Genomic DNA, 25,129 nt, shown 5'->3' with positions numbered 1-25,129 from the left:
CAGCAAGCGGTGTGCAGTGAAGGCATGAACGCGGAGAACATCGCCGGCCTGGTCGTGGCCGCTGCTCTGGTCCTCTATCTGATCGCCGCCCTGGTCTTTCCCGAGAGGTTCTGATGTCCGACACTGCGGCCGGCCTGTTGCAGGTCGGCCTTCTCCTCGCGTGCCTGGCGGCCGTGTACCGCCCGTTCGGCGGGTACCTGGCTCGGGTCTACACGTCCGACAACGACCTGCGGATCGAGCGCGCGACGTACAAACTCCTCGGCGTCGACTCGAAGGCCGATCAGACCTGGGCAGTCTATGCCCGTTCGCTGATCGCGTTCTCCGCGCTCAGCGTCGTCCTGCTGTACCTGCTCCAGCGGCTGCAGCACTGGCTGCCGCTCTCGCTCGGGCTACCGAACGTGGAGTCGGGGCTGGCCTTCAACACCGCCGCGTCGTTCGTGTCGAACACGAACTGGCAGAGTTACGTGCCCGAGGCGGTCATGGGCCATTTGGTCCAGTTCGCCGGTCTCGCGGTGCAGAACTTCCTGTCCGCAGCCGTCGGCATCGTGGTCGCGATTGCCCTGCTCCGCGGCTTCTCCCGGTCGACGACGGACCGGCTCGGCAACTTCTGGGTCGACCTTACCCGAACCGTACTGCGAGTACTGCTGCCGATCGCTGTGCTCGGGACTGTGGCGCTGGTCGCGATGGGCGTCGTACAGAACTTCTCCGGCGGTCACGAGGTCACCTCGGTGGTCGGCCAGACGCAGACCCTTCCGGGCGGCGCGGTCGCCAGCCAGGAGGTGATCAAGGAGCTGGGCACCAACGGCGGCGGCTACTACAACGCCAACTCCGCGCACCCGTTCGAGAACCCGAACCCGTTGTCGAACCTGTTCGAGATCTTCCTGCTGCTGGTCATCCCGGTCTGCCTGACCCGGACCTTCGGCCTGATGGTGAAGGACAGGCGGCAGGGGTACGCGATCCTCGGCGTGATGGCGACCATCTGGTCGGCCTTCGTCGTCCTCGCGACGCTCTTCGAGGTCCAGGGCGCGGGTTCCGCGACCCAAGCCGCCGGCGCCGCGCTGGAGGGCAAGGAGACACGGTTCGGCGAGTGGGCGTCGGCCCTGTTCGCGGTTTCCACGACGGGTACGTCGACCGGTGCGGTCAACTCGATGCACGACTCGTTCACCCCACTCGGCGGCGGTACGGCGCTGTTCCACATGATGCTCGGCGAAGTGACGCCCGGCGGTACCGGGACCGGGTTGTACGGCATGTTGATCCTGGCCGTGCTCGCGGTCTTCGTCGCGGGCCTGATGGTCGGCCGAACGCCGGAATACCTGAAGAAGAAGATCACCGCGCGCGAGATGAAGCTGGTGTCGCTCTACATCCTCACCACGCCGACCCTGGTCCTCGTCGGGAGCTCGATCGCGATGGGCCTGGCGACGGCGCGCGCCTCGATCCTCAACACCGACAGCCCGCACGGCTTCTCGGAGGTGCTGTACGCCTTCACGTCGGCCGGCAACAACAACGGGAGCGCGTTCGCCGGTATCAGCGCGAACACCCCGTTCTACAACACCGCTCTCGGGCTGGTGATGCTCCTCGGCCGGTTCGTGCCGATCGTGTTCGCGCTTGCCCTGGCCGGCTCGCTCGCGCGGCAGCACCCGGTCCCGGTGACCCAGGGCACGCTGCCCACCCACAAGGCCCTGTTCGTCACGATGCTCGTCGGTGTCGTCCTGATCGTGACCGGCCTGACGTACTTCCCCGCGCTGACTCTCGGACCCCTCGCGGAGGGACTGTGACCACGTTCAAGCCCAAGACGTTGCTCACGTCGCTGCCGGACGCGCTTCGGAAGCTCGATCCGCGGGTGATGTGGAAGAACCCGGTCATGTTCGTGGTCGAGGTGGGGGCTGCCGGATCGACGATCTTGGCCTTCACCGACTCGAGCACGTTCGTCTGGTGGATCGTGGTCTGGCTCTGGCTGACGGTGATCTTCGCGAACCTCGCAGAGGCTGTCGCCGAAGGCCGCGGCAAGGCCCAGGCCGAGACGCTGCGCCGTGCCAAGACCGAGACCACCGCGCGCCGGCTGACCGCAAGCGGCGACGAGGAAGAGGTTCCGGCCACCCAGTTGCGGCTCGGCGACCTCGTCATCGTAGAGGCCGGCCAGATCATCCCCGGCGACGGTGACGTCGTCGAGGGCGTCGCGAGTGTCGACGAGTCAGCGATCACCGGGGAGTCGGCTCCGGTCATCCGCGAGTCCGGTGGCGACCGCAGTGCGGTCACCGGTGGTACGAAGGTGCTGTCCGACCGGATCGTCGTGAAGATCGCCACGAAGCCCGGTGAGAGCTTCATCGACCGGATGATCGCGCTGGTCGAGGGCGCCTCGCGGCAGAAGACCCCGAACGAGATCGCCCTGAACATCCTGCTGGCGAGCCTGACGATCGTGTTCCTGATCGCGACGGCCACCCTGCCGACGTTCGCCGCCTACGCGCACACGAGCCTGAGTCTGGTGATCCTGGTGGCCCTGCTGGTCTGCCTGATCCCGACCACGATCGGTGCGCTGCTGTCCGCGATCGGTATCGCCGGTATGGACCGGCTGGTGCAGCGCAATGTGCTGGCGATGTCCGGTCGCGCGGTCGAGGCAGCCGGCGACGTGAACACGCTGCTGCTGGACAAGACCGGCACCATCACGCTGGGCAACCGGCAGGCGTCCGAGTTCATCCCGGTCCAAGGCGTCAGCGACACCGAGCTGGCCGATGCGGCGCAGCTGTCCAGCCTCGCCGACGAGACGCCGGAGGGGCGGTCGATCGTCGTACTGGCGAAGACCGGCTACGGGCTGCGTGAGCGGCACACCGGGGAGTTGCCGCACGCAACGTTCGTGGAGTTCACGGCGCAGACCCGGATGAGTGGCGTGGACGTCGACAACCGGCAGGTCCGCAAGGGCGCCGCGGGTGCGGTGAACGCGTGGATCCGTGAGCACGGCGGTACGACGGACGCGCGGCTCGGCGAGATCGTCGACGGGATCTCGGCTTCCGGCGGCACACCCCTGGTTGTTGCCGAGAGCATCGATGGTACGGCGCGGGCGCTCGGCGTGATCCATCTCAAGGACGTGGTCAAGGCGGGGATGCGGGAGCGGTTCGACCAGATGCGCGCGATGGGCATCCGGACCGTGATGATCACCGGCGACAACGCGCTGACCGCGAAGGCGATCGCGGAGGAGGCCGGGGTCGACGACTTCCTGGCCGAGGCGACGCCCGAGGACAAGATGGCGCTGATCAAGCAGGAGCAGGAGGGCGGCCGCCTGGTCGCGATGACAGGTGACGGTACCAACGACGCTCCGGCGCTGGCGCAGGCCGATGTCGGCGTGGCGATGAACAGTGGTACGTCGGCCGCGAAAGAGGCCGGCAACATGGTCGACCTCGACTCCAACCCGACCAAGCTGATCGAGATCGTCGAGATCGGCAAGCAGTTGCTCATCACCCGCGGATCGCTGACCACGTTCTCGATCGCGAACGACGTGGCGAAGTACTTCGCGATTCTGCCGGCGTTGTTCGCGGCGGCGTACCCGGGTCTGGACAAGCTGAACATCATGGGGCTGCACTCGCCGGAGTCGGCGATCGTGTCCGCCATCGTGTTCAACGCCCTTGTCATCGTCGCGCTCGTGCCGCTCGCGCTGCGGGGCGTCCGCTACAAGCCGTCGTCGGCCTCGGCAATGCTGCGCCGGAATCTGCTGGTGTACGGCGTCGGTGGTCTCATCACCCCGTTCGTCGGAATCAAGCTCCTGGACCTGGTGATCTCACTGATCCCAGGATTGCGCTGAAAGGTAGTTGTTGATGGCAAGCAATCTGCCCGGCTCGGTCCGGCAGCTCGGAGTGGCGCTCAGGGCGCTGCTCGTCTTCACGGCGGTCCTCGGGATCGTCTACCCGCTGGTGATGACCGGAGTCGCCCAGGCGCTGTTCCACGGCAACGCGAACGGGTCGATCATCAAGGTGAACGGCAAGGAGGTCGCGTCCGATCTGATCGGCCAGGCGTACACGATGGAGAGCGGCAAGTTGGACTCCGACGGCAAGGCGATCATGGTCGCCGACCCGAAGTGGTTCCAGACCCGCCCGTCCGCGAGCGACTACGACGCGAAGGCCAGCGGGGGCTCGAACCTCGGGCCGAACAACGCCGACCTGCTCGCCGCGATCGACGAGTGGCGCAAGGCGGTCGCGGCGCTGGAAGGCGTCGCCCCGTCCCAAGTCCCGCCCGACGCGGTCACGGCCAGCGGCAGCGGTCTCGATCCGAACATCAGCCCGGCGTACGCCGCTCTGCAGGTCAATCGGGTCGCCCGTGAGCGGGACCTGAGCGTCGAACAGGTGCACAAGCTGGTGAAGGACAGCACGGAGGGTCGGGTCCTGGGCTTCCTCGGCGAGCCCAGGGTGAACGTGGTCAAGCTCAACGCCGCAATGGCTGCGCTGGGCTGAGCTGAGAGCATGAGGGTATGAGCAAGAGCGGCCGCGGGCATCTGCGAATCTATCTGGGGGCCGCGCCCGGCGTTGGGAAGACCTACAAGATGCTGGGCGAGGGCCGCCGCCGGCGCGACCGGGGAACCGACGTCGCGGTCGGTTTCGTGGAGACCCACGGCCGCAAGTACACCGGCGAGATGCTCGACGGCCTGGAGACGGTGCCACGGCGGATCGTCGACTACCGCGGCGCCAGCTTCACCGAGATGGACCTCGACGCGGTCCTGGCCCGGCGGCCGGACGTCGTGCTGATCGACGAGATGGCGCACACCAATGTGCCGGGCAGCCGGCACGAGAAGCGCTGGCAGGACATCGACGAGCTGCTGAACGCCGGGATCGACGTGATCTCGACGCTGAACATCCAGCACCTCGAGTCGATCAACGACGTGGTCGAGAAGATCACCGGCGTACCGCAGCAGGAGACGGTCCCGGACCGGGTGGTGCGGGCTGCGGACCAGATCGAGCTCGTCGACATGACACCGGAGGCGCTCCGCCGCCGGATGGCACATGGGAACGTGTATGCCGCCGACAAGATCGACGCTGCTCTGGGCAACTATTTCCGGGTCGGGAACCTGTCCGCACTGCGGGAGCTCGCACTGCTCTGGCTCGCCGACCGGGTAGACGCTGGTCTGCAGCAGTACCGGGCAGAGCACGACATCGACTCCACCTGGGAGGCCCGGGAGCGCGTGGTGGTCGCGCTGACCGGCGGTCCCGAGGGCGAGACGCTGATCCGGCGTGCCGCCCGGATCGCGGCGCGGTCGTCCGGCGGCGATCTGCTCGCGGTCCATGTCGCGCGGTCCGACGGGCTGACCGGCGCGAACCCGAGCAAGCTCGCCGAGCAGCGGAACCTGGTCGAGCAGCTTGGCGGCACCTACCACCAGGTGGTCGGCGACGACATCCCCACCGCGCTACTGACCTTCGCGCGGGCGGAGAACGCCACGCAGCTCGTCCTCGGCGGCTCGCGCCGGAGCCGGCTGTCGACGTTGCTCACCGGCCCGGGCATCGGGTCGACGACGATCCGCGACTCCGGCGACATCGACGTACACCTCGTCACGCATTCGCTGATGGGCCGCGGCCGGCTGCCCAGGCTCCGGGGCAGCCTGTCCCGGAAACGGAAGATCCAAGGCTTTGTGCTGGCCGTCCTTCTGCCGCCGGTGCTTGCGCTGGTCCTGGGGTTGGGCGGTGACACGCTCAATCTGACCAGCAACGTGCTGGCGTTCCTGTTCGCTGTCGTTGTGGTGGCGCTGGTCGGCGGGATGTGGCCGGCGATGGTGACCGCGATCGCCGGGTCGCTGGTGCTGAATTGGTTCTTCACCCCGCCGAAGCGGACGTTCACGATCGCCGAGCTGAACAACGCGCTGGCGTTGCTGATCTTCGTCCTGGTCGCGGCCATGGTCAGTACGGTCGTCGACCGCGCGGCACGACGTACCAGACAAGCCGCCCGGGCGGCCGCGGAATCGGAGACGCTAGCGACGTTGGCCGGATCGGTACTGCGTGGCGAGACGGCGCTGCCCGCCCTGCTCGAGCGGGTCCGCGAGGCGTTCGGGATGACCGGAGCGTGCCTGATGGAGCGCGTGGACGACGACGAGCTGACCGAGGTCTGGCGACCGGTCGCCTCGGCCGGGACGCTGACCTGCACCCGGCCGGAGGAGGCCGACGCGGAGATCCCGGCCCGCGACGATCTGGTGCTGGTGCTGCAGGGGCATCGGCTGGAGGCGGACGAGCGGCGACTGGTCGGGGCGTTCGCGGCGCATGCGGCGGCGCTGGTCGATCGGGCTCGGTTGAGCGAGGCGGCCGCCGAGGCGAAGCCGCTCGCGGAGGCCGACAAGCTGCGTACGGCGTTGCTTCGCGCTGTCGGCCATGACCTGAGATCGCCGCTGGCGTCGGCGAAGGCGTCGGTGACTTCGCTGCGCAGCGATGATGTGGAGTGGAGCGAGTCTGAGCGGGCCGAGCTGCTGGAGACCGCGGACGAGTCGCTCGACCGGTTGTCGCGGCTGGTGGACAACCTGCTCGACCTCAGTCGCCTGCAAGCCGGCGTACTCCCGGTCTTCACGCGTCCGATGGCGCTCGACGAGATCCTCCCCGGCGTACTGGCCGAGCTGGGCGACGACGCCGATCGGGTGACGGTCGACGTCCCGGACACCCTGCCGTTGGTCGAGGCGGATCCGGCGCTGCTGGAGCGCGTGGTGGCGAACATCCTGGCGAACGCGATCCGCTACTCGCCGGCCGGACGGGCACCGCTGGTCACCGGGAGCGCGCTCGGCGACACCGTGGAGATCCGGGTGATCGACCGCGGACCGGGGATCCCGCGCGAGGAACGGGATCGGGTGTTCGCGCCGTTCCAGCGACTCGGCGACACGGACAACACCGTCGGCGTCGGGCTCGGGCTGGCACTGGCCCGAGGACTCGCCGAGGCGATGCACGGCACGTTGCAGCCTGAGGACACTCCAGGTGGTGGACTGACCATGGTGGTCGCGATCCCGGCCGCGACAGTGCGCCCCACCGACGTCCCCGTACCCGGCACCCGCGAACGATCCCAACAGGAGGGCGCCTCGTGACGAGGGTTCTGGTGGTTGATGACGAGCCGCAGATCGTGCGGGCGTTGCAGATCAACCTGAAGGCGCGGGGGTACGAAGTGCATCTGGCCGGCACCGGTACGTCGGCGTTGAAGGTCGCCGCGCAGCATCCGCCGGAGCTGGTGATCCTCGACCTCGGGCTGCCGGACTTCGACGGCGTGGACGTGATCCGCGGACTGCGTGGCTGGACCGACGCGCCGATCCTGGTGCTGTCCGGGCGGACCGACCAGACCGACAAGGTCGAGGCGCTGGACGCCGGCGCGGACGACTACGTGACGAAGCCGTTCGGGATCGACGAGCTGCTGGCCCGGATGCGCGCCGTACTCCGCCGAAGCAACGTAGCCCAGGACCAGCCGGTCGTGACCGTCGGCGGCGCCGTCGTCGATCTGGCGGCGAAGCGCGTCACCCTGGAGAGCGGCGAGGACGTCCGCCTCACGCCGACCGAGTGGCACCTGCTGGAGGTCCTGGTCCGCAACCCCGGCAAGCTGATGTCCCAGCGCCAGCTCCTCACCGAGGTCTGGGGCCCCGGCTACGAGACCGCCGGCGGCAACCTCCGCTTCTACATGGGCCAGCTCCGCCGCAAACTTGAACCCGACCCCGCCCGCCCCAAACACCTCCTCACCGAGCCAGGAATGGGCTACCGCTTCGAGCCGTGACGAGGGTTGTCCGATTCGTTCAAGACCTGGCGGTGGGGATGGGTAAGGGTACGGGTATGGACATCTTCACGGCAGGTCGGGACTTTGTACGGCGGGATGCGCGGGTGCTCGAGCGGCGGCTCTTCGCGGCGGTTTTCGAGGGGGCTGATCCGCAGGGGGTGGTCGACGCGCTCCGCGGGTTCCAGAACGCCGACGGCGGGTTCGGGCACGGGCTGGAGCCGGACAAGCGGTGTCCGGACAGCCTGCCGCTGGACGTCGAGGTCGCGTTCGACACGATGCTCGCTGCGGGAGCCCGGGACGAGGAGGTGATTCGGCGAGCGGCTGACTGGCTCGACCAGATCGCGACGGCCGACGGCGCTGTACCGTTGTGCGGCCCGGCGGTGGAGGGCTATCCGCGCGCCGAGCACATCACCGAATGGACCTACCAACCCGACATCAACCCCACCGCGGGCCTGGTCGGCCGGTTGCACAAGCTCGACATCGAGCACCCGTGGCGTGACCGGGCCGCCGTTTGGTGCGCCGCCCAGCTGGCGAACGGGTTCCCGGAGGACGCTCACGGAATGCACGAGGCGCTCGAGTTCCTGGAGCACACCGGTGACGTCGACTTCGACCGCATCCGCGAGTGGCTCCCGAAGCTCGCGCATTACCGTGCCGACGCCGCGGATCCGACGTACGGCGTGACTCCGCTGCAGTTCGCGCCGACTCCGGACAGCTTCTGGCGCCCGCTGTTCACCGACGCCCAGCTCGACGCCCACCTGGACCGCCTGGTGGAGGATCAGCAGGACGACGGCGGCTGGGCCATCACCTGGGAACCGCCGGGACCCGCCGCCACCCTCGAGTACCGCGGCATCGTCACCATCGCCGCCCTCCGCACCCTGAAGGCGTACAACCGCCTCTAGCCGGACTCGGCGGGGTGTTCGACCTGGCGGTCGCCCCATTGGGTGAGGAGGCCGCGGGCGATCTCCAGGTCTTCCCGGAGGGATCGGTCGGCCAGGTCGTCCGGCAGGGCTGCGAGGGCGTCGGTCAGCCACGGGGCGGCGGGTGCCGGGGCCAGATCGTCCGGGGTCAGGCCGGCCAGACGGATCGCGCGGACGGCGGTGACGAGTTCGCTGGCGAGAACCTCGCGGAGTGCGTCGAGGAGTTGCTTGGTCAGTACGGCGGCTTGCGGCGCGAAGCTGGCGTGCAACTCGGCGCCGCGGGACAGTGTCGCCGTACCGAGAGTCGCGGGTTGCGCGGCCGAGCGAACCGCGGCGAGGGCGTCGTGGGCGACGTACTCGATCATCATCACGCCCGAGCTCGCCTCCGCACCGCTGGCCAGGAACACGCTGAGGCCGGTGTACTCCGGGTCGACGAGGTTCGCCACCCGGGTCGTCGACAGCGTGGCGACACTGTGCAGGCTGAGCCGGAGCGAGTCGAGGGCGATGGCGATCGGCATCGCGTGCCAGTTGCCGTTGTGCAGCACGGTGTCGCCGGCCACCAGCGGATTCTCCGCCGCCGCGTTGATGTCGATCCGCACGCTGTTGCCCAGGGCATCGGCATGGTCGACGGCCGGGCCGAGGACCTGGGCGAAAGCCCGCAACCCGAAGGGATCCTGGACCCGGGCCGGTTTCAGCGGGAGCCCTTCGAGCAGTTCACGCATCCGGCGCGCGACCCGGATCTGACCCGGCTGCGGGCGGGCCTCGTGGACGCGGACGTCGTACACCTCGGCGTTGCCGCGGAGCGCGACGTGGGAGAGAGCGCCGACCAGCGGTACGACGTTGATCAGCGTGGCGGCCTCGACGTACGCGAGGCAGCACTCCGCGAGCGTGAGCGCGTTGCTGGAGAGCAGCGGGAGGGCGCTGGTGCCGTCGATGACGTCGCCGAGCGCGAGCCCGAGTTCGGCGAGCGGGCCGAGGTCTCCGGTGCCGATCGCGCCGCCGCGGTGCAGGTCGGGCAGGTCGTCGTCGTTGAGCAGGCCAACGATCGCGTCTGCCACCGCTGGGTCGAGCCCGGATCCGCCCGCCGCGAGCTGGTTGACCCGGATGAGGAGCCCGAGCCGTACGACGTCCTTCGGGTACGACGTCGTACCGGTGGTGGAATGCGATCCGAGCAACCGCGCGCCGTGCTCCGGGTCGGACGTCAGCACGTCCCGGTTCGCCCCGACGCCCGTGGTCCGCCCGTACACCGGCCGGCGCCCCGCGACCTCGGCGACCACCTGCGCCGACTCGTACATCCGCTTGCGGGCGTCGTCGCTCAACCGCACCGCCGTACGCCGTTGCCCGAGCGCCACCGCCTCCAACGGCGACAGCCCCGCGCCCGTCAGTTCAACCGGCTCCATGCGCACAGTGTGATCCGCCCCACCCCCGAACTCCCACAACCCCCGCCGTCTTCCCGTCTCGAACCCGAGACAACCCATCTTTGAGAAGCCACCGATCATCGTCGCGGGCTCAGAACGGTTGGTGGCTTCTCAAAGTTGGCATCGGGTGGGCATGCGAACGGCCCGCTCGAAGATCGAGCGGGCCGTTGGGGTACGGCGGGTTACTTCTGGCCGTAGCGCTTGCGGAACTTCTCCACGCGGCCCTGGGTGTCCATGACGCGCTGCTGGCCCGTGTAGAACGGGTGGCTCGCGGACGAGATCTCGACGTCGACGACCGGGTAGGTGTTCCCGTCGTGCCACTCGATGGTCTCGCTGCTCTCGCGGGTCGAACCGGTGAGGAAGCTGAAGTCGCCGGACTTGTCCCGGAAGACGACCCGGCGGTAGTCGGGGTGAATGTCCTTCTTCATGCTGCGGTACTTCCTTCCAAGTAGGGAGCGAACGGATCGGTCAGGGGGTGGACCGCTTCGTCCGCACGCAGGACACAACCGTCGAGGCGCTCCTGTAATTCCCGGACGTCCAGGTCGGCACCGGTCAGTGAGAGGTACGACGCGCGGTCGCCGTACTCGGGGTGCCACTCGAGGGCCGACCGCGCCTGGTGCTGCTGCCCGACGCCGGCCCAGCGATCGGCGGGGAGGTCGGCCAGCCAGGGACCGAGGACGCCGATCGAGACGTTCGTGCCGAAGCTGTCCCAGCTGAGCCGGTTGCGGTGCTGGGTCGCGATCCAGAGCGTGCCGCGGCCGCGGGCCGTGCCGGCGACCAGGTCCTCGAGGGCGTCGTACAACCGCTCGGGGTGGAACGGCCGGGCGGACTGCCAAACGAAGGTCCGGCCCTCCAATGGCGCTGCGATCGAGCCGGGCTCGACGGTGGCGCCGGGAACATGCAGCCGTACGCCGAGCAGGCCGGCCGGACTGGTCCTGACCAGGAGTCTCGGGTTGATCGCCTGGACCAGCGCGCGGGTGTTCTCGTCGTCGGTGGTGAGGACGGCTGCGTCGGCGTACTCGAGCTGCCGTACGACGATCTCGGCGATCGCGCGGCCGTCCTCCGCAGCGGTCGGGATGGCGCGTTCCCGGACCAGCTCTTCGCCGGTCAGGTCGGCGGTAGCGGTCGTCGTGTCGACGGTGGTGATGACCGCGTCGACGCGGAGGTCGGTGTCGCGGTCGATCTCGGTCGCGATCGCGTGCGTGTCACCCGCGGTGGGGACGTTGACGATCGCGACGTCGTACCGCTCGACAGCGGCGATGCTCGCCAGCAGCTGGACGAGCGATCCGCGCATCGCACAGGACACGCACGGGTGGTCCATCGTGATCACCTCGCGGTCGATCATGCCGGTGGCGGTGCGGGCGATCCGTACGACGGAGCCGGTGCTCAGGGCGCTCACGTCGTACTCCACCAGGACGCCCCGCGGGGCGGCGGCCAGCAGATTCCCCGCGACGGCGCCGCGGAACCCGTCGTCGAGCCCCGTCAGCAAGGTCACCGGAATCATCTGCGCTCCTGTCTTGTTGAAAACGATAACCAATACAAAGTACCCTATGGGTCCCCGGTCAGTGAAAGGACAGCATGGCCAAGCGCAACGACCTCCGCCCCATCGTCAAGCTCCGCAGTACGGCGGGTACCGGCTTCACCTATGTAACCCGCAAGAACCGCCGGAACAATCCCGACCGCCTCGTGATCCGCAAGTACGACCCCAAACTCCGCCACCACACCGACTTCCGCGAAGAGCGCTAAGCGGCCATCACTCCTGGTAGCCGGCTGGCGGCTTGTTTCACCGCTGACCCGCTCCAACAGGCCAGCCATCAAACACCCCGCCAGTCGGTGGCAGGTTCAGCCGTGGAGGCGGCGGGTCAGGGCTTTGGCGGCTTGGCGGATTTTGTGGGCCAGGTGGGGGCGGTCGGTGGCGGGGACCGCGTCGGTGCGGAAGGTGACGCTGATAGCGGCTACCGGGTGGCCGGCGTGGTCGACGGCGGCGCTGGCGACCGAGGCGACGCCTGGGGTGATGAAGGAGTCCTCGACGGCGAAGCCTTGGCGTTTCTCGTCGGCGAGGAGGCGGCGCAGTTGGGTCAGCGTCTGCGGTCCTAGATCGGTGCGCCGTACGAAGGACTCCGGTGTCGGGAACAACGCCCGTACCTGAGCCGGCGGCAACTCGGCCAGGAGCGCGCGACCGGACGCGGTGAGCGTGGCAGGCAGCCGTACGCCGACATCCGTCACCAACGTGACAGGTCGCGGCGGCTGCTCCTTCAGCAGATACACCAGCTCCCGACCATGCAGTACGCCGAGATGCGCCGTCTGCCCCACCTCGTGCACCAACTGCGCGAGCAACGGCCGGGCCAACCGCTCGAGCGGATCGTGCCGCAGGTACGCGGACCCGATCTCGAAGGCCGCCACCCCGAGCCCGTACCGCTTCTCCTCGGGCAGATGCACGACGAACCCCTCGTCGATCATTGCCCGCAGCAAGTGGTACGTCGACGAGCGCGGCAACCCGACCGCGGACGCGATGCGCTCCATCGGTACGGGACCGGGCTGCGTGGCCAGGAACGTCAGGACCCGCAGGGTTCGGGTCGAAGCGGGAACGTTGCCGCTCACAACCGCACTGTAACTCCGCCCCGCCTCAGATCCCGGTCGTTTGGCGTTTCTTCGCGCGGCTCTTCCGCAGCCAGAACCGGAAGCACTCACCGGCGACCGCGACCGCGAACAGCCCGCCCGCCACGCCCCAGTCCATGAACGACGGCCCGGACAGCACATACCCGATGACGAGCGCCAGCACCAGGAAGAACGTCAGTGAGATCGCGAGCCGCTTCACAGGGCCTTCTCCGCGGTCCACGCGCCCCCGGTCTCCTGGTATCCGAGCCACCGGTTCACCGCGAGCATCGGCTCGTTCGCCGCGTCGTTCCCGGTCGACGCGACCGTGAACCCGGCATCCCGGGACCGGGCGAGCGCCACGGACTTCACCACCTTCGCCAGCCCGCGGCCACGCGCCGAGGGGATCGTCCCGGTCAGGTTCGACCAGATCAGCTTCCGGTCCGGATCCGCGGTCGTGGTCACGAACGACAGCACCCGGTCCCCGTCCAGTACGGCGATGCTCAGGTCGTACCGGTTGTCCGGGTTCGACCACGACGCACGCACCCATTCCTCGTACGCCGGTCCGCCCGACAGCCCGCTGGGGTCGTCGTCACGCACCTGGACCTCGGCGTCGTACAACTGCTTCGGATCCAGTTCGTCGTACGTCGCCACCCGCAGGCCCTCCGGCGGGGCGAGCGGCTCGCGCGCCGCGGTCAGGTCGGCGGCGGAGTGCGACATCCGCCGCCCGATCGTGAACCCGCGCTTCGTCGCGAAGGCCTGCGAGTCGGCGTCGTCACCCACGACCACCAGCAACCGCCCGGCGCCGAGCTCCGCGCACCGCTGCGTGACCCTGGACGTCAACGCACTCCCGATCCCGCGCCCGCGGTACTCCGGCGGCACCTGGATCGTGACCCGCACCCGCGGCGCCTCGGCGTCCGCCGGCGGCAGGTAGATGTTCGCGTACCCGACGACGTCCCGTCCGTCGACGGCGATCAGCACCTCCTGGCTGCGACCGTGCCTCAACTGCAGCTCGATCGCCCCCGCGGTCTTCACCAGATGTGGCACCGCCGCGGCCCAGACCTGGGCGATCCCCACCGCATCCTCCGGACGCCCCGTCCGGATCTCGAACACCATGGCAGGACTCTACGGCTACCGAGGGTCGCGACGGCTGTCTCAGATCCGAGACGGATAGTGGTACGGCGCTGCTGTCCAGGAGCGATCCGGCGCGGTGCAATGTTCGGGTGGAACACACAGTGGATGTCGGCGCCGGACCGCTGACCCCGGCCGAAGTGGTCGCGGTCGCACGGTACGGCGCGCAGGTACGGATCGACGACCAGGCCCTCGAGGAGATCGCGAAGTCGCGCGCCGCGATCGAGGCGCTGGCCCACGCGGACACCCCGCACTACGGGGTCTCGACCGGGTTCGGCGCGCTCGCCACGCGGCACATCGCGCCGGACCTCCGAGCGCAGCTCCAGCGCAGCCTGATCCGCTCGCACGCGGCCGGCTCCGGCCCCGAGGTGGAGACCGAGGTCGTCCGGGCGCTGGCCCTGCTCCGGCTGTCGACCCTCGCCACCGGCCGCACCGGGGTGAAGGTCGAGACGGCCCAGGCGTACGCCGGTCTGCTCAACGCGCGCCTGACGCCGGTGGTCCATGAATACGGCAGCCTCGGATGCTCGGGCGACCTCGCCCCGCTGTCCCATGTCGCCCTCGCGATCCTGGGCGAAGGCAAGGTTCGCGATGCCGACGGCAACCTTCTCGACGCCGGCGAGGCACTCCAGCAACACGGCCTCACGCCGGTCGTCCTGGCCGAGAAGGAAGGCCTCGCGCTGATCAACGGGACCGACGGCATGCTCGGCATGCTGCTCCTCGCGCTCGCCGATCTCGACCGGCTCTTCAAGTCCGCCGACCTCGCCGCGGCGATGAGCGTCGAGGCCCAGCTCGGGACCGACCGGGTGTTCGCCGAGGACCTGCAGGCTCTGCGTCCGCACCCCGGCCAGGCCGCGTCCGCCGCCAATCTGCGCGCGATCCTCAAGGACAGCGCGATCGTCGCCAGCCACCGCGGCCCGGACTGCAACCGGGTGCAGGACGCCTACTCCCTCCGCTGTTCGCCCCAGGTCCACGGCGCCGCCCGCGACACCGCCGCGCACGCCGCGAGCGTCGCCGGCCGCGAGCTCGCCGCCGCGATCGACAACCCGGTCGTGCTGCCGGACGGTCGCGTCGAGTCCAACGGCAACTTCCACGGCGCACCGGTCGGGTACGTGCTCGACTTCCTCGCGATCGCCGTCGCGGACCTCGCCAGCATCAGCGAACGACGTACCGACCGTTTCCTGGACGTCGCCCGCAACCACGGCCTGAACGCGTTCCTGGCCGACGATCCGGGCGTGGACAGCGGCCACATGATCGCGCAGTACACCCAGGCCGCGATCGTCTCCGAACTCAAGCGCCTCGCCGTACCCGCCAGTGTCGACTCGATCCCGAGCAGCGCGATGCAGGAGGACCACGTCTCGATGGGCTGGTCCGCCGCGCGCAAGCTGCGCAAGTCCGTCGACGGCCTGCAGCGGGTGCTGGCGATCGAGATCCTCACGGCCGCGCGGGCACTCGACCTGCGCGCTCCGCTCGACCCGGCACCGGCCACCGCCGCCGTCCGGGCCGCCCTGCGGGAGTACGTCGAGGGCCCGGGCACCGACCGGCACCTCGCTCCCGAGATCGAGCACTCCGTCCAGCTTGTTGCTGACGGCACCTATGTCACCGCCGCCGAGGCCGTCACCGGCCCGCTCTCCTAGAAAGGCTGGATCACCCATGTCCGGACCCCGTCCCGTACGCGCGCCTCGCGGAACCACCCTGACCGCCCGCGGCTGGCAGCAGGAAGCCGCGCTGCGGATGCTGCAGAACAACCTCGACCCCGAGGTTGCGGAGCACCCTGACGAACTCGTCGTGTACGGCGGTTCCGGCAAGGCCGCCCGCGACTGGAACTCGTTCGACGCGATGGTGCGCACCCTGACCACGCTCAAGAACGACGAGACGATGCTCGTCCAGTCCGGACGCCCGGTCGGCGTGATGCAGACCCACGAGTGGGCGCCGCGGGTGCTGATCGCGAACTCGAACCTGGTCGGCGACTGGGCCACCTGGGAGGAGTTCCGCAAGCTCGAGGCGATGGGGCTCACGATGTACGGCCAGATGACGGCCGGGTCGTGGATCTACATCGGCACGCAGGGCATCCTGCAGGGCACCTACGAGACGTTCGGCGCGGTCGCGGACAAGAAGTTCGGCGGCTCGCTGGCCGGCACCGTCACGCTGACCGCCGGCCTCGGCGGCATGGGTGGCGCGCAGCCGCTGGCGGTCACGATGAACGACGGCGTCGCGATCTGTGTCGACGTCGACTCCACGCGGATCGACCGGCGCATCGAGCACCGCTACCTCGACGTACGGGCGTCTTCCCTGGACGAGGCGTTGCGCCTGGCGGAGGAGGCCAAGAGGGCGCGCCGGCCGCTGTCGATCGGTGTCCTCGGCAACGCCGCGGTGATCGTGCCCGAACTGCTCGAGCTCGGGGCGCCGATCGACATCGTCACCGACCAGACCTCGGCGCACGACCCGTTGATGTACCTGCCGGTCGGCATCGACTTCGAGGACTGGGCGACCGCGCGGGAGAAGGACCCGGCCGGGTTCACCGAGCGCGCGCAGGCCTCGATGGCGCGGCACGTCGCGGCGATGGTCGGGTTCCAGGACGCGGGCGCCGAGGTGTTCGACTACGGCAACTCGATCCGGGACGAGGCGCGGAAGGCGGGTTACAGCCGCGCGTTCGAGTTCCCCGGATTCGTGCCGGCGTACATCCGGCCGTTGTTCTGTGAAGGAAAGGGCCCGTTCCGGTGGGCGGCGCTGTCCGGCAATCCGGCGGACATCGCGAAGACGGACCAGGCGATCCTGGACCTGTTCCCGGACAACGAGCACCTCGGCCGGTGGATCAAGATGGCCGGCGAGCGGGTCGCGTTCCAGGGGCTGCCGGCAAGGATCTGCTGGCTCGGCCAGGGCGAGCGGGACAAGGCCGGGCTGCGGTTCAACGAGATGGTGGCCTCCGGTGAACTCGAGGCGCCCATCGTGATCGGCCGCGACCACCTGGACACCGGCAGCGTGGCCTCGCCGTACCGGGAGACCGAAGGCATGCTGGACGGCTCGGACGCGATCGCGGACTGGCCGTTGCTGAACGCGATGGTGAACGTGGCCAGTGGCGCGTCCTGGGTGTCGATCCACCACGGCGGCGGCGTCGGCATCGGCCGGTCCATCCACGCCGGCCAGGTGTCGGTTGCCGACGGCACCGACCTCGCCCGGCAGAAGCTGGAGCGGGTGCTCACCAACGACCCGGCGATGGGTGTGATCCGCCACGTCGACGCCGGCTACGACAAGGCAGTGGAAGTTGCTGACCAGAAGGGTGTCAGGATCCCGATGCGGGAGTCCTGACTGCGGAGTGCGACCGTTGCAATCTGTACTGCTACGGTGCACTTTCTCACGGACCGGGAAACTGTGCGATCACGTGGAATAGATCGCCCGGTCCGCTAGGGTCGATCGGGCGACCGACGACGAGCGCGAAGGGGCGCCATGATCGAGTTCGAGGACGTCACCAAGCGGTATCCGGACGGCACCGTCGCCGTGGACAAACTGTCCCTGCGGATCCCGAGCAACCAGATCACCGTGTTCGTCGGCCCGTCCGGCTGCGGCAAGACCACGTCGCTGCGGATGATCAACCGCACGATCGAGCGGACCAGCGGGACCATCTCGATCGACGGCGACGACATCAACTCCCACGACGCCGTGACACTGCGCCGCGGGATCGGGTACGTGATCCAGAACGCCGGCCTGTTCCCGCACAAGACGGTCGTGGAGAACGTCGCCACCGTGCCGAAGCTGATCGGCTGGGACAAGCGCAAGGCGCACGGTACGGCGATGGAGCTGCTCGAACGCGTCGGCCTCGACGTCAAGCTGGCCGAGCGGTACCCGGCCCAGCTGTCCGGGGGCCAGCAGCAACGAGTCGGCGTCGCCCGCGCGCTGGCGGCCGATCCGGCGATCATGCTGATGGACGAGCCGTTCAGCGCGGTCGACCCGATCGTCCGCCACCAGTTGCAGGAGGAGCTGCTCCGGCTGCAGCGCGACATCGGCAAGACGATCGTGTTCGTCACCCACGACATCGACGAGGCGATCAAGCTCGGGGACAACGTCGCCGTACTGCGGGTCGGCGGCAAGCTCGCCCAGTTCGCGCCGCCGGCCGAGCTGCTTGCCAATCCGGCCGACGACTTCGTCCGCGGGTTCGTCGGGCAGGACCGGGGTTACCGGGCTCTTACGTTCGTACACCCCGACGAGCTGCCGGTGAAGCCGTTGCCGGACGAGCTGGCGTTGCAGGACGGCGTACCGGTCGGATGGCGCAACGGGTCCGAGGAGCTGCTGCCGCTCGGCGCCGTCTTCAAGCGCGGTGATTCCCTGCGCGCGGCGTTGGACGCCGTACTCACCTCACCGACGGGCTGCGGAGTCTGCGTCGACGACAACGGCAAGGCCGTCGGCGTCATCGACCAATCCACGGTCGCGGAAGCCTTGCGCTCATGAGCTGGATCGGCGACAACCTCGGGTTGATCTGGGAACAGTTGCGCGAGCACCTCTATCTGGCGATCCTTCCGGTCATTCTCGGGCTGATCATCTCGGTGCCGTTGGGGTACGTCGCAACGCGCTACGCCTGGTTGGCGAACCCGCTGATCGCGTTCGGCGGCATCCTGTACTCGTTGCCGTCGATCGCGTTGTTCATCGTGATCCCGGCGGTGCTCGGCACCAAGGTGCTGTCCACGGTCAACATCATCGTGGCGCTGACCATCTATACGGTGTCCCTGCTGATCCGCAACGTGATCGACGGACTCCGCTCCGTGCCGCCCGACGTCCGGCAGTCGGCGATCGCGGTCGGGTACGGCGCCTTGCACCGGGTGGTCGCGGTGGATCTGCCGATCGCCGTACCGGTGATCTTCACCGGTCTGCGGGTCGTCACCGTCGCGAACATCTCGATGGTGAGCGTCGGCGCGGTGATCGGCATCGGCGGGCTGGGGGAGCTGTTCACGCTGGGCTTCCAGAAGGACTTCCTCACCCCGGTCGTGGTCGGGGTGGTGCTGTCGCTGGCCCTGGCGCTGATCGCGGACGTCATCCTGGTCACCTTGCAGCGGATCCTGACTCCTTGGGCGCGGGTCGCGACGCCCGTGGCGGAGGTGGCGTGACATGTGGGAATACCTGACCGACCCGTTCAACTGGTCCGGCAACGAGGGGATCTGGGCGCGGATCGTCCAGCACCTCTGGTACACGTTCGCCGCGCTCGGCCTGTCCGTCGTGATCGCCCTGCCGATCGGTCTGCGGATCGGCCACACGCGGCGCGGCGCGTTCCTGGCCATCAACCTGGGCAACGCCGCCCGCGCCCTGCCGAGCCTCGGCCTGCTGATGATCGCGGTGCTGCTGACCGATCAGATCGGCTTCCTGCCGGTGCTGATCGCGCTGGTCGCGCTGGGCATCCCGCCGATCCTGGCCTCGACGTACGCGGGTCTGTCGGGTGTCGATCCGGCCACGATCGACGCCGCGCGGGGGATGGGGATGACGGGCCGCGAGATCCTGACCAAGGTGGAGATCCCGATCGGGCTGCCGTTGATCATCTCCGGCGTCCGGAGCGCGACCCTGCAGATCGTGTCCACGGCGACGATCGCCGCACTGGTGTCGCTCGGCGGTCTCGGCCGCTACGTGGTCGACGGGCTGAAGCTCCGCGACTTCCCGCAGATGTTCACCGGTGCCCTGCTGGTGGCGCTGCTCGCCCTGCTGCTCGACGCGGTGTTCGCGCTGATCGGCCGGATCACCGTGTCGCCCGGGCTGAAAATCGGCTGAACTGTCGGTTGTACCTGATGAACTTGCTGCACCATCCATCGGCACCGGCCGATGGCTGAACGAGAACACTGGAGGCTCTCGTGTTGAGATCCACACTCATCCGTACTGCGATCGCCGGGATGGCGGTGCTCGGCCTGGCCGGCTGTGGGGGTGGGGGCGACCAACTCGGCGACAAGGACGCGGGATCCTCGCCCGCACCGTCCAAGGTTTCGAGCATCACCGTCGGCTCGGCCGACTTCTCCGAGAGCCAGCTGCTGGCGGAGATCTACGGCCAGGCGCTGGCGGCCAAGGGCATCGAGGTCAAGAAGAAGCCGAACATCGGCAACCGCGAGACCTACATGGCCGCGATCAAGGACGGGTCCGTCGACCTGGTGCCGGAGTACACCGGCGCCGCGCTGGCGTACTTCGACAAGAACTCCACCGAGACCGACCCCGACAAGGCGTACGACGCGCTGAAGAAGGCGCTGCCCTCCGGGCTCGAGGTGCTGGACAAGTCGCCGGCCACCGACGAGGACACGATCGTGGTCACCAAGGCGACCGCGGACAAGTACAGCCTGAAGTCGCTGGGCGACCTCAAGGGCAAGAACCTGGTCGCGGGCGGTAGCTCGGAGTTCAAGGTCCGGTCGGCGGGTCTGAAGGGCCTGAAGGAGAAGTACGGCGTCGAGTTCAAGGAGTACAAGACGCTGGACGCGGGTGGTCCGCTGAGCATCAAGGCGCTGCTGGACAACCAGGTCCAGGTGACGAACCTGTTCACCACCCAGTCGGTCATCAAGGACCAGGGCCTGGTGCAGCTCGACGACCCGGAGAAGATCCTGCCGCCGAACAACATCGTTCCGCTGATCCGGACCGACCACAAGTCCGACGACGTCAGCGCGACGCTCAACGCGGTGGACGCCAAGCTCACCACGGACGCACTGACCGACCTGGTCAAGCGGATCGACGTCGGCAAGGAGAGCGCGGACGCGGTCGCCAAGGACTGGCTGTCGAAGAACCCCCTGTCGTGAGCCTGTCTTGAGCTTCGAATCCCTCTGGGCGGAAGAGTCCGCCATCGGCCGTAGCCCCGACACCGGCGGCTACACCCGCGGCGGCTGGTCTCCCACCGAACGCGAGGCGACGCACTGGTTCCTGGACCAGTGCGCCGCCCGCGGCCTGACCGTCGAATCCGACGGCATCGGCAATCTCATCGCGTGGTGGGGCGCCTCGGACGGACCTGGGGTGGTCACCGGTAGCCATCTCGACTCCGTGATCGACGGCGGAGCGTTCGACGGGCCGCTCGGTGTCGTGTCGGCGCTTGCGGCTGTGGATCAGTTGCGGGCCGAGGGATTCGAGCCCGGGGTGCCGATCGGTATCGGGGCATTCGTAGAAGAAGAAGGGGCGCGGTTCGGGATGCCCTGTCTGGGGTCCCGGGTCGCGGCCGGGGTGTTGCCCGCCGAGAAGGCGCTGCAATTGAAGGATCGGGCCGGCGTCGGGCTGGGGGAGGCCTTGGAGAACGCCGGCCTTGACCCTGCCGCGGTTGGTCCGTCGCCGCTGCTGCGACGGATGGGGACGTTCGTCGAGTTGCACGTGGAGCAGGGGCGCGGTCTGACCGCGCCGGTGGGCGTGGCCAGCTCGATCTGGCCGCACGGGCGGTTCCGGTTCACGTTCGGCGGTGAGGCCAACCACGCCGGCACCACGCTGATGGAGGATCGCCACGACCCGATGCTCACGTACGCGATGACCGCCCTCGCCGCCAACAAACAGGCCCGGCTCGCCGGCGCCCGCGCGACGTTCGGCCGGCTCTCGGTGGAGCCCAACGGGACGAACGCCGTACCGTCCCAGGTCACCGCCTGGCTCGACGCCCGGGCCGCCGACACCGCCACCCTCGAATCGTTGCTCGCAGCAATCACCAAGCAGGCGACGGAACGGGCTGACCGGGACGGCACGACGCTCGAGGTGACACCTGAGTCGGTGTCGCCGATCGTCGACTTCCCGGCCGGGCTGCGGGACCGGTTGGTGAACGTGCTCGACGGCGCACCGGTGCTGCCGACCGGCGCGGGGCACGACGCGGGCGTGTTCTCGGATGCCGGGATCCCGACCGCGATGCTGTTCGTCCGCAACCCGACGGGCATCTCGCATTCGCCGGCCGAGTACGCCGAGATGGACGACTGCCTGGCCGGCGTCGAAGCGCTGGCCGCCGTACTGAAGGACCTTGCGAAGTGACGTCGTACTGGTGCGAGACCGCTCTCCTCCCCGACGGTCTCACCGGGCGAGTTCTGGTGTCTGTGGTCGACGGTCGCTTCGCCTCAGTGGAATCCGGCGTCGACCCCGGCGACGCCCAGGTGCTGAACGGCCTCGTCGTGCCCGGTCTCGCGAACTGCCACAGTCACGCGTTCCACCGCGCGCTCCGCGGCCGCACGCAGACCGAGCGCGGCACGTTCTGGACCTGGCGCGAGCAGATGTACGCCGTCGCCGCTGCGCTCACCCCCGACACGTACTACGAGCTCGCGAAGGCCGTGTACGCCGAGATGCTGCTCGCCGGGATCACCGCGGTCGGCGAATTCCACTACCTGCATCACGCGCCCGGCGGCAGTCGGTACGACGACGCGAACGCCATGGGTACGGCGCTGATCGCGGCGGCCCGTGATGCCGGCCTCCGGATCGCGCTGCTCGACACCTGCTACCTCGCCGGAGGGTTCGACCAGCCGCTGAACGAGGTCCAGCAACGCTTCAGCGACGGCGACGCCACCGCGTGGGCCTCCCGGGTCGCGCAGCTCGCCGGCGCGGACGATGTCGTGATCGGTGCGGCCGCGCATTCGGTGCGGGGCGTTCCGCAGGATCAGCTCGGCGCGGTCGCCTCGGCGTTTCCCGACGTACCGCTTCATATCCACCTGTCCGAGCAGGTCGCCGAGAACGAGGCCTGCCTCGCGGCGTACGGCCGGACCCCGACGCAGGTGCTCGACGAGGCCGGTTTCCTGTCCGGGCGGACCAGTGCGGTGCATGCGACGCATCTGACCTCGGTCGACATCGGGCTGCTCGGGAGCTCCGCGACGTACTCGTGCTTCTGCCCGACCACCGAGCGCGATCTCGCGGACGGGATCGGTCCGTCGGTGCAGCTGCGGGATGCGGGGTCGCCGTTGACGCTGGGCTCGGACAGTCACGCTGTGATCGACTTGTTTGAGGAGATGCGCGCCGTCGAGCTGGACGAGCGGTTGGCGTCGCAGGAGCGCGGGCACTGGTCCGCGGCGGAGCTCCTGAAGGCGGCAACGGTCGACGGCCACCGCTCGATCGGCTTCGAGGACGCGGGGGTGATCGCGCCCGGTGCCCGCGCCGACCTCGTCGCGATCCGCCTCGACAGCGCCCGTACGGCGGGGACCGGTGGCACTGTGGAGACCGCAGTATTCGCCGCAACGGCCGCGGACGTCACCGACGTCGTTGTCTCCGGCCGGCGGGTCGTTGCTGCGGGCAAGCATTCGGCGATCGACGTACCGTCCGCCCTGTCCACCTCGATCGCGGCGGTGACCTCGTGAGCTCGCTTCTGCTGACCGGTATCGGGTCGTTGGTGACCAACGACCCCGCCCATGGTGGGTTGCTCGGGGAGCTCCACGACGCGGCGCTCGTGATCGACGGCAGCACGGTGGCGTGGGTCGGCTCGCGGCGCGAGGCGCCGGCGGCCGACGGCGCGATCGACCTCGGCGGGCGGGCGGTGATCCCGGGGTTCGTCGACTCGCACTCCCACCTGGTGTTCGCGGGCGATCGGGCCGAGGAGTTCGCGGCCCGCATGACCGGTACGCCGTACTCCGCCGGCGGCATCCGCACCACGGTCGCGGCGACCCGCGAGGCCACCGACGAACAGTTGACCGCGAACGTGTCCCGGCTGGTCGCGGAGATGCGCCGCCAGGGGACGACGACTGTCGAGATCAAGTCCGGGTACGGGCTGACGGTTGCGGACGAGGCGCGCGGGCTGCAGATTGCGCGGCAGTTCACCGACGAGACGACGTACCTCGGCGCGCACGTCGTACCGGCCGACTACGCCGACGACGTGGCGGGCTATGTGTCGCTCGTGACCGGGCCGATGCTCGACGCGGCGGCCAAGCACTCGAAGTGGATCGACGTTTTCGTGGAGCGTGGCGCGTTCGACGCGGACCAAGGACGGGCGATCCTCCGGGCCGGCATCGCGCGCGGCCTGCAGGCGCGAGTGCACGCCAACCAGCTCGGCGAGGGGCCTGGTGTCCAACTCGCCGCCGAGGTCGGCGCCGCGTCGGCCGATCACTGCACCTATCTCACCGATGCCGACGTCGACGCGCTCGCGTCCACTGGAGTCGTCGCCGGACTCCTGCCCGCGATCGAGTTCTCCACAAGGTCGCCGTACCCGGACGCCCGCCGCCTCCTCGACGCCGGCGTCACCGTTGCCCTCGCCACCGACTGCAACCCCGGCTCCGGCTACTCGTCCTCCATGCCCTTCTGCATCGCACTCGCAGTCCGCGAAATGCACATGACCCCGGCCGAAGCCCTCTGGTCCGCCACCGCCGGCGGAGCCGCCTCCCTCCGCCGCCCCGACCTGGGCCACCTAACCCCCGGCACCCAAGCCGACCTAGCCGTCCTGGACGCCCCCTCCTACCTACACCTCGCCTACCGCCCGGCGGTCCCTTTGGTGACGCAGACGTTCGTCGGCGGACGACTGGTGTAGGGCGGACCCCCACGCCATCACAATTGCCCTTGGCCAACCGCTCCAAGCGTGGCCAGACGCGATTCCCGAGCATTGTGATGGCCTGGAGATCCGGCTACCGCGGCGCGGATCGCGGCGACCACCCACTCTCGGTCGAACATCACGTCCTCCCAGGAGAACCGCAGGAGCCGCCAGCCGCGAACCGTGAGGCTCACATGCCGGCGGCAATCGCGGACGAGCGCCGTACGAGTCCCGTGGTGGGCGAAGCTGTCGGCCTCGAGCGCGATCATCAGCGTCGAGTTGGCCAGGTCGATCCGGGCCGAGAAGGTGCTGTCCTGCACCACGACCTGCGGCTCGAACCCGATGATGCCCGCCTCGATCAGGATCGCGCGAAGCACCGATTCGAGCGGTGACTCGGCCCGTCCGTCCGCCGCGGCCGCCACCCGCCGCGCCCGTCGAGAGCCCGGTCCGCTCAGCTCCGCGGCGGCGACCATGAGTTGGGAGCGGTCCAGGACACGACCGCGGAGCGCGGAGTCTGCGATCGAGAGGCCGGCGGCGAAGGGCAAGGTCCGCGCACAGTCCAGGACCGTCTGGAGCCGGGTGGTGCACGGGCCGTCGGACGGCACGTTGTCGGCCCAGTGCAGCTCGCACTTCACCGGACTCAGCCGTCGGTGCTGCCCACGCGGCACGGTGATGTGGGGCCGGTCCGGCAACTCCAGTACGTCGAATCCGTGCAGCACGGCGGCGCTGAGATGCGACACCAGCCCGCCTTGAGCACGGGCGGCCGCGATCGGATCGGGCGCGATCGGCAGCGCGTAGACGCCCTTCGCGATCCTGCGGATCGATCCGTCGACCAAGGCGGCGCGAATCGCGCGCCCGGACACGATCGTCCGCAGCTCTCCGTATGTCGCCACGCCGTCGCGGCGCAGCAGCACATCGGTGACCTCGGGCACGTCCTCATGGTG

At 69.2% G+C, this 25,129-nt stretch carries 24 protein-coding genes; 17 read left to right on the top strand and 7 right to left on the bottom strand.

Translation table 11 applies throughout. From position 1 onward, the window contains the following. Positions 1 to 24 precede the first annotated feature (24 nt). Genes kdpF through EV137_RS15440 form a run of 7 tightly spaced genes read left to right on the top strand, consistent with a single transcriptional unit; the run spans position 25 to position 8,609 of the window. A complete protein-coding gene (gene kdpF / locus EV137_RS15470) occupies positions 25 to 114 on the top strand; it encodes a K(+)-transporting ATPase subunit F (RefSeq protein WP_130388079.1) in 90 nt (29 codons plus the stop codon). Beyond that, positions 114 to 1,775, top strand: a complete 1,662-nt coding sequence (gene kdpA / locus EV137_RS15465) for a potassium-transporting ATPase subunit KdpA (protein ID WP_134129763.1) — start codon at positions 114 to 116, stop codon at positions 1,773 to 1,775. The genes kdpF and kdpA overlap by 1 nt, the downstream gene beginning before the upstream one ends. Further along, positions 1,772 to 3,793 carry a potassium-transporting ATPase subunit KdpB gene (kdpB, locus tag EV137_RS15460; protein ID WP_134129762.1) on the top strand — a complete coding sequence of 674 codons (2,022 nt, stop codon included), beginning with the start codon at positions 1,772 to 1,774 and terminating at the stop codon, positions 3,791 to 3,793. The genes kdpA and kdpB overlap by 4 nt, the downstream gene beginning before the upstream one ends. Before the next feature lie 13 nt (positions 3,794 to 3,806). After that, positions 3,807 to 4,439 (top strand): K(+)-transporting ATPase subunit C, encoded by a 633-nt coding sequence (kdpC, locus tag EV137_RS15455; RefSeq protein ID WP_134129760.1) that lies wholly within the window; start codon positions 3,807 to 3,809, stop codon positions 4,437 to 4,439. Positions 4,440 to 4,456: 17 nt separating this feature from the next. Then, positions 4,457 to 7,036 carry a sensor histidine kinase gene (locus EV137_RS15450; protein WP_134129758.1) on the top strand — a complete coding sequence of 860 codons (2,580 nt, stop codon included), beginning with the start codon at positions 4,457 to 4,459 and terminating at the stop codon, positions 7,034 to 7,036. After that, positions 7,033 to 7,710, top strand: a complete 678-nt coding sequence (locus tag EV137_RS15445) for a response regulator (RefSeq protein ID WP_134129756.1) — start codon at positions 7,033 to 7,035, stop codon at positions 7,708 to 7,710. The genes EV137_RS15450 and EV137_RS15445 overlap by 4 nt, the downstream gene beginning before the upstream one ends. 56 nt (positions 7,711 to 7,766) lie before the next feature. Further along, positions 7,767 to 8,609 (top strand): hypothetical protein, encoded by an 843-nt coding sequence (locus EV137_RS15440; RefSeq protein WP_134129754.1) that lies wholly within the window; start codon positions 7,767 to 7,769, stop codon positions 8,607 to 8,609. Here the strand turns inward: EV137_RS15440 and EV137_RS15435 are convergent. The 3 genes from EV137_RS15435 to EV137_RS15425 all read right to left on the bottom strand — a co-directional run bounded on the left by EV137_RS15435 (position 8,606) and on the right by EV137_RS15425 (position 11,549). After that, the gene (locus tag EV137_RS15435; RefSeq protein ID WP_134129752.1) at positions 8,606 to 10,027 is read right to left on the bottom strand and encodes an aromatic amino acid lyase; all 1,422 of its coding nucleotides are present in this window, start codon (positions 10,025 to 10,027) and stop codon (positions 8,606 to 8,608) included. The genes EV137_RS15440 and EV137_RS15435 overlap by 4 nt on opposite strands. Before the next feature lie 200 nt (positions 10,028 to 10,227). Further along, on the bottom strand, positions 10,228 to 10,473 hold the full coding sequence (locus EV137_RS15430) for a type B 50S ribosomal protein L31 (RefSeq protein ID WP_134129750.1): 246 nt from the start codon (positions 10,471 to 10,473) through the stop codon (positions 10,228 to 10,230). Further along, positions 10,470 to 11,549, bottom strand: coding sequence for a GTP-binding protein (locus tag EV137_RS15425; RefSeq protein WP_134129748.1), 1,080 nt, complete (start codon positions 11,547 to 11,549; stop codon positions 10,470 to 10,472). The genes EV137_RS15430 and EV137_RS15425 overlap by 4 nt, the downstream gene beginning before the upstream one ends. 74 nt (positions 11,550 to 11,623) lie before the next feature. On the opposite strand from EV137_RS15425, the gene rpmG reads away from it, so the two are divergent. Next, positions 11,624 to 11,791 (top strand): 50S ribosomal protein L33, encoded by a 168-nt coding sequence (gene rpmG / locus EV137_RS15420; protein ID WP_134012024.1) that lies wholly within the window; start codon positions 11,624 to 11,626, stop codon positions 11,789 to 11,791. 96 nt (positions 11,792 to 11,887) lie between these two features. Here rpmG and EV137_RS15415 read toward each other — a convergent pair whose 3' ends face one another. Genes EV137_RS15415 through EV137_RS15405 form a run of 3 tightly spaced genes read right to left on the bottom strand, consistent with a single transcriptional unit; the run spans position 11,888 to position 13,756 of the window. Next, positions 11,888 to 12,646 (bottom strand): IclR family transcriptional regulator, encoded by a 759-nt coding sequence (locus EV137_RS15415; protein WP_134129746.1) that lies wholly within the window; start codon positions 12,644 to 12,646, stop codon positions 11,888 to 11,890. Positions 12,647 to 12,671: 25 nt separating this feature from the next. Next, positions 12,672 to 12,863, bottom strand: coding sequence for a hypothetical protein (locus EV137_RS15410; protein WP_134012028.1), 192 nt, complete (start codon positions 12,861 to 12,863; stop codon positions 12,672 to 12,674). Further along, a complete protein-coding gene (locus tag EV137_RS15405) occupies positions 12,860 to 13,756 on the bottom strand; it encodes a GNAT family N-acetyltransferase (RefSeq protein WP_238175348.1) in 897 nt (298 codons plus the stop codon). Before EV137_RS15405 ends, EV137_RS15410 begins: the two co-directional genes overlap by 4 nt. 107 nt (positions 13,757 to 13,863) lie before the next feature. Here EV137_RS15405 and hutH point away from each other — a divergent pair, with 107 nt between their 5' ends. From hutH to hutI, 9 genes are all read left to right on the top strand, one after another. After that, positions 13,864 to 15,405: a histidine ammonia-lyase gene (gene hutH, locus EV137_RS15400; protein WP_202871003.1), complete on the top strand. Its 1,542-nt coding sequence runs from the start codon at positions 13,864 to 13,866 to the stop codon at positions 15,403 to 15,405. 16 nt (positions 15,406 to 15,421) lie between these two features. After that, the gene (hutU, locus tag EV137_RS15395; RefSeq protein WP_134129744.1) at positions 15,422 to 17,077 is read left to right on the top strand and encodes a urocanate hydratase; all 1,656 of its coding nucleotides are present in this window, start codon (positions 15,422 to 15,424) and stop codon (positions 17,075 to 17,077) included. Positions 17,078 to 17,215: 138 nt separating this feature from the next. After that, the gene (locus EV137_RS15390; RefSeq protein ID WP_134129742.1) at positions 17,216 to 18,214 is read left to right on the top strand and encodes an ABC transporter ATP-binding protein; all 999 of its coding nucleotides are present in this window, start codon (positions 17,216 to 17,218) and stop codon (positions 18,212 to 18,214) included. Beyond that, on the top strand, positions 18,211 to 18,867 hold the full coding sequence (locus EV137_RS15385) for an ABC transporter permease (protein WP_134012036.1): 657 nt from the start codon (positions 18,211 to 18,213) through the stop codon (positions 18,865 to 18,867). Before EV137_RS15390 ends, EV137_RS15385 begins: the two co-directional genes overlap by 4 nt. Position 18,868: 1 nt before the next feature. After that, positions 18,869 to 19,519 carry an ABC transporter permease gene (locus EV137_RS15380; protein WP_134012038.1) on the top strand — a complete coding sequence of 217 codons (651 nt, stop codon included), beginning with the start codon at positions 18,869 to 18,871 and terminating at the stop codon, positions 19,517 to 19,519. 80 nt (positions 19,520 to 19,599) lie between these two features. Beyond that, entirely contained in the window at positions 19,600 to 20,523 is a 924-nt protein-coding gene (locus EV137_RS15375) for an ABC transporter substrate-binding protein (protein WP_238175347.1), read from the top strand. A gap of 7 nt (positions 20,524 to 20,530) precedes the next feature. Then, positions 20,531 to 21,718 (top strand): allantoate amidohydrolase, encoded by a 1,188-nt coding sequence (locus EV137_RS15370; protein WP_134129738.1) that lies wholly within the window; start codon positions 20,531 to 20,533, stop codon positions 21,716 to 21,718. Then, on the top strand, positions 21,715 to 23,025 hold the full coding sequence (locus tag EV137_RS15365) for a formimidoylglutamate deiminase (RefSeq protein ID WP_134129736.1): 1,311 nt from the start codon (positions 21,715 to 21,717) through the stop codon (positions 23,023 to 23,025). Before EV137_RS15370 ends, EV137_RS15365 begins: the two co-directional genes overlap by 4 nt. After that, positions 23,022 to 24,185 carry an imidazolonepropionase gene (gene hutI, locus EV137_RS15360; RefSeq protein ID WP_134129734.1) on the top strand — a complete coding sequence of 388 codons (1,164 nt, stop codon included), beginning with the start codon at positions 23,022 to 23,024 and terminating at the stop codon, positions 24,183 to 24,185. Before EV137_RS15365 ends, hutI begins: the two co-directional genes overlap by 4 nt. Before the next feature lie 17 nt (positions 24,186 to 24,202). Here hutI and EV137_RS15355 read toward each other — a convergent pair whose 3' ends face one another. Then, positions 24,203 to 25,117 (bottom strand): DUF559 domain-containing protein, encoded by a 915-nt coding sequence (locus EV137_RS15355; RefSeq protein WP_134129732.1) that lies wholly within the window; start codon positions 25,115 to 25,117, stop codon positions 24,203 to 24,205. Positions 25,118 to 25,129 lie beyond the last annotated feature (12 nt).

It is taken from the genome of Kribbella pratensis, from assembly GCF_004366075.1.
Lineage (GTDB): Bacteria > Actinomycetota > Actinomycetes > Propionibacteriales > Kribbellaceae > Kribbella > Kribbella pratensis.
This window is presented reverse-complemented; position numbering and strand designations above follow the sequence as displayed.

Excerpts from the sequence above, each read along its gene's own strand:
- EV137_RS15450 (WP_134129758.1), top strand. The coding sequence starts at position 4,457 with ATGAGCAAGAGCGGCCGCGGGCATCTGCGAATCTATCTGGGGGCCGCG.
- kdpF (WP_130388079.1), top strand. The coding sequence starts at position 25 with ATGAACGCGGAGAACATCGCCGGCCTGGTCGTGGCCGCTGCTCTGGTC.
- EV137_RS15425 (WP_134129748.1), bottom strand. The coding sequence starts at position 11,549 with ATGATTCCGGTGACCTTGCTGACGGGGCTCGACGACGGGTTCCGCGGC.
- hutU (WP_134129744.1), top strand. The coding sequence starts at position 15,422 with ATGTCCGGACCCCGTCCCGTACGCGCGCCTCGCGGAACCACCCTGACC.
- kdpC (WP_134129760.1), top strand. The coding sequence starts at position 3,807 with ATGGCAAGCAATCTGCCCGGCTCGGTCCGGCAGCTCGGAGTGGCGCTC.
- EV137_RS15430 (WP_134129750.1), bottom strand. The coding sequence starts at position 10,473 with ATGAAGAAGGACATTCACCCCGACTACCGCCGGGTCGTCTTCCGGGAC.
- EV137_RS15440 (WP_134129754.1), top strand. The coding sequence starts at position 7,767 with ATGGACATCTTCACGGCAGGTCGGGACTTTGTACGGCGGGATGCGCGG.
- EV137_RS15390 (WP_134129742.1), top strand. The coding sequence starts at position 17,216 with ATGATCGAGTTCGAGGACGTCACCAAGCGGTATCCGGACGGCACCGTC.
- EV137_RS15435 (WP_134129752.1), bottom strand. The coding sequence starts at position 10,027 with ATGGAGCCGGTTGAACTGACGGGCGCGGGGCTGTCGCCGTTGGAGGCG.
- kdpA (WP_134129763.1), top strand. The coding sequence starts at position 114 with ATGTCCGACACTGCGGCCGGCCTGTTGCAGGTCGGCCTTCTCCTCGCG.
- rpmG (WP_134012024.1), top strand. The coding sequence starts at position 11,624 with ATGGCCAAGCGCAACGACCTCCGCCCCATCGTCAAGCTCCGCAGTACG.
- EV137_RS15385 (WP_134012036.1), top strand. The coding sequence starts at position 18,211 with ATGAGCTGGATCGGCGACAACCTCGGGTTGATCTGGGAACAGTTGCGC.
- EV137_RS15380 (WP_134012038.1), top strand. The coding sequence starts at position 18,869 with ATGTGGGAATACCTGACCGACCCGTTCAACTGGTCCGGCAACGAGGGG.
- EV137_RS15405 (WP_238175348.1), bottom strand. The coding sequence starts at position 13,756 with ATGGTGTTCGAGATCCGGACGGGGCGTCCGGAGGATGCGGTGGGGATC.